This window comes from uncultured Thiodictyon sp., from assembly GCA_903837595.1.
Taxonomy (GTDB): Bacteria; Pseudomonadota; Gammaproteobacteria; order Chromatiales; family Chromatiaceae; genus Thiodictyon.
The window spans coordinates 1-3607 of record CAILVI010000135.1 but is presented as its reverse complement, the minus strand read 5'-3'; the positions used below and the strand labels follow the sequence as shown (position 1 = coordinate 3607).

1 protein-coding gene is annotated in these 3607 nt (G+C 54.6%); it reads right to left on the bottom strand.

Annotation, left to right across the window (positions count from 1 at the left end; translation table 11 throughout):
- A partial coding sequence (gene gyrB / locus QZY44_RS07265) for a DNA topoisomerase (ATP-hydrolyzing) subunit B (RefSeq protein WP_295444326.1) occupies positions 1 to 2273 on the bottom strand: 2273 nt, incomplete at its 3' end.
- Between the last annotated feature and the right edge of the window lie 1334 nt (positions 2274 to 3607).

The window sequence follows — 3607 nt, the reverse complement described above, 5'->3', positions numbered from 1 at the left end:
GTTTCTGGATTCATGGTAGTCTCCCAGAGTTGCTCTGGGTTCATTTCCCCGAGCCCCTTATATCGTTGCATGGTGTATCCCCGCTGCGCTTCAGCAAGTAGCCACCGTACACCTTCGCCGAGGTCTCGGATCTCTTTCCGTCGCTCGCCGCGCGTAAGATGAGCGCCCTCGTCAAGTAGGCCGACTACTGTCTCACCAAACTCGGCGATACGGTAATAATCGACAGTATTAAAGAACTCGAGGGGGATCTGTTTCGTGTCCGGTATGCCATACACTAACCGCGTCAGCTTCAGTAAGCTGAGCTTTTCGGAATCGCCCGGGGTGTAGGTTAAGATAAAGCGCAATGACGCATGCTTTCCCGGCGCCTCATTAAGACGTTGTTGGAGCGCGTTACACCAATCGGTCAGGAGCGCGGGATTCAAAAGAATCGGAGCATTAACTCTCGGGGCGTGTACTAGTTCGCGGAGGAAGGCTGAGTCGTATCGAGATGAAAGCCGGCCTAATATACCATCAAAAACCTGATAGTCCCTCGCAAGTGATTCTAATGCTGTGGCGGCCAACGGCGGAGTATCGGCTGACACACAGATGGTTGCATTATCTAGTGCGGACTGAAGCATGGCGGCATTGAGCGCCATGTCATCAAGCAAGTAGTCTTCTTGCTTGCCTTTCTTTAGCTTATAAAGGGGCGGCTGAGCGATGAAAATATGCCCCCGATCGACTAGCTCCGGCATCTGGCGGTAAAAAAAGGTTAGCAAGAGCGTACGAATATGGGCACCGTCGACGTCTGCGTCAGTCATGATAATTATACGATGATAACGCAAATTTTCGGGGTTGTACTCATCGCGGCCGATGCCACACCCAAGAGCGGTAATGAGGGTTCCAACCTCGGCAGAAGAAAGCATCTTGTCGAATCTTGCTTTTTCCACGTTTAGGATTTTTCCTTTGAGTGGAAGGATCGCCTGAAAGCTGCGGTCCCTTCCTTGCTTTGCTGAACCGCCGGCAGAATCCCCCTCGACCAGATAGAGCTCAGATTTAGCGGGATCTTTTTCTTGGCAATCGGCAAGCTTGCCTGGGAGGCCGGCGATATCCAAAACGCCTTTCCGCCGGGTCATTTCCCTAGCCTTTCGCGCCGCCTCTCTTGCGCGCGCGGCTTCCAGCATTTTTCCGGCGATGATCTTGGCCTCATTGGGTTGCTCTTCCAAAAAGGCATTGACTTGTTCAACGACCAACGACTCCACGGCTGACTTGACTTCGGATGAGACGAGTTTCTCCTTAGTTTGTGAGGAGAATTTTGGATCGTGCAGCTTTACGGAAAGCACCGCTGTTAGGCCCTCTCGCGCATCGTCGCCAATCGCCTTGATTTTTTGCGTCCTGTCCAAGCCCACGCGCTCGATGTAAGCATTCAGGGTTCTGGTCAGGCCCGCGCGGAATCCGGCGAGATGCGTACCACCATCCCGTTGGGGAATATTATTGGTAAAGCAAAATATCGTTTCCTGAAAACCTTCATTCCATTGGAGCGCTAACTCTAAGGCGACCCCACTTCGCTCGGTAGAGAAATAGATCACGCTTGGGTGGAGGGGAGCCTTGTTTCTGTTCAAATAGTCGACAAAAGCGCGTATACCACCAGCATAGTTAAAATGATCCTGGCGGCCGGTGGCTTCTTCGGACAGAAGGATGCGCACTCCCGAGTTCAGGAAAGACAGCTCACGAAGCCGCTTGACGAGGATGTCATAGTGAAAATCGAGATTAGAAAAGATCGCAGGAGAGGGGTAGAAGCGGACGTCTGTTCCAGTATTTGAGGTTTCCCCAATCTCTCGTAGCGGGTATTCCGGGACTCCCATGCGATACTCCTGTTCGTAGAGTTTTCCTCCTCGGGCGATACCGAGAATCAACCGCTCAGATAGGGCATTAACTACGGACACTCCTACGCCATGCAGTCCTCCGGAAACCTTATAGGAGTTATCATCGAATTTCCCGCCGGCATGGAGCACAGTCAAAATCACCTCGGCAGCGGATCGATTTTCTTCGGCATGGATATCAACGGGAATACCTCGGCCGTTGTCACTGACCCCGACTGATCCGTCACGATACAGGGTGACCTTGACCTCCGTACAATACCCTGCTAGGGCCTCGTCAATCGAATTATCGACCACTTCAAATACCATGTGATGGAGCCCGGTCCCATCATCAGTATCCCCGATATACATGCCTGGACGTTTACGTACGGCATCGAGACCGCGCAAAACCTTGATATTAGTTGAGTCGTAAGTCATTGTCCCGCCTTGCTGTGATAGTAAATTGGATTGAAGTCATGGGCGAAGCGTTTCGAGCGGATCGGCAGTAAGTAGTCCGCGAAAGGCCGGCTGCTTCAGGTTGAGAGCCGCAGAAAGCGGCTAGGTGATATCGCTAACAGGCCACCCGGAGGTCTGTCGCCACTCTAGGGGTGCCTCATAAGCGCGACGGGCTCGATTGGGCCATGCGCTAGTGCTCCTTGTCTTCGTTGCTCGTGTCTGCTTGGATCTGGGTGTCGTTATGCCCGACCGTGGAGACAAAGATCGTTGAGGCGAAGGAGGTTTGGCAGACGAATTTCTGGTTGCGGTCAGAGGACCCTAGGGCGATGGAGATCGCGCCGTTGCCCGTGATATTACTCCGATTGCTTATGAAGCTGAATACTTGGGGTGGATCGAGATCGGCATTACGTGTAATCTGGTTAGAAGGGCTCTTCGTGGACGCACTGGGCACTGCGTATCCGGGAGCGGCGGTGGGGGCTCGTCCCAAGAAGTGGACTGGCAACGCGTTCGGTATCGGCCAAGCGAACGGCTCCGCGCTAAAGGACGGGGGCTCGTAGGTTGAGGCGGCAAGGCCGATGAGGTCGCGTAGTGAGTGAGCCGGGCGGCGTGACACGACAAAGGGCACAGTGGCATTATTGTGCAATGTGATTCGTGCTCGCATTATCATGGGCTTGGCAGGTTGGCAGCATAAGGCGGAAAGCGATCTATACGGATCGGTCGCAAGGGCGCGTTCGGGTAGTAGCGGCGACGGGCTGTTGTCCCGGTCATGGTGACAGTTGGAAAGTCATTGAGTGCGTGGTTCGGTTACTTATCATCTGCCTTGATATCCTCTGCCAGCAAGACAACCCGCGGCGCGGCTACGCGTTGAAGAGTGAGGTCGTAAGTCGGCGGCGTGCAGAATGCGCTCCGAGACCTTGGTGATGCGGGCCTTCAGTGTCGGTTCGGCCCGGTTCCACCCTGCCGCTGCTTCGGACGCGCAGGTGTTGGTGACGGTGCGCCGCCAGCCGCGTGCCTGTCCTTCAATAGCAGTGAAGCGGGGCCGCTGACCCCAACCAGTGATGGCGGCTGACACTCAATCGGCTGCTGTGCCTTGAATTGCATTTGCTCTTCGGTGCTCGGAAAATTTGGGGATTCTTGCTTCCCGGAAATTGCGGCAGCATAGATGAGGCCATGAAAACAAGGGGGCTTAAGGGCTGCGCTGGTCTATTGTACGCTACTGGGGCATTGGTGCCGCGATTGTTCGCCAGGAGGGCGTGGAGCTAGCCCGGCTTCGACTATTCGACCCCGGATGTTGCCATTTTAGGCCCATTTTGGCC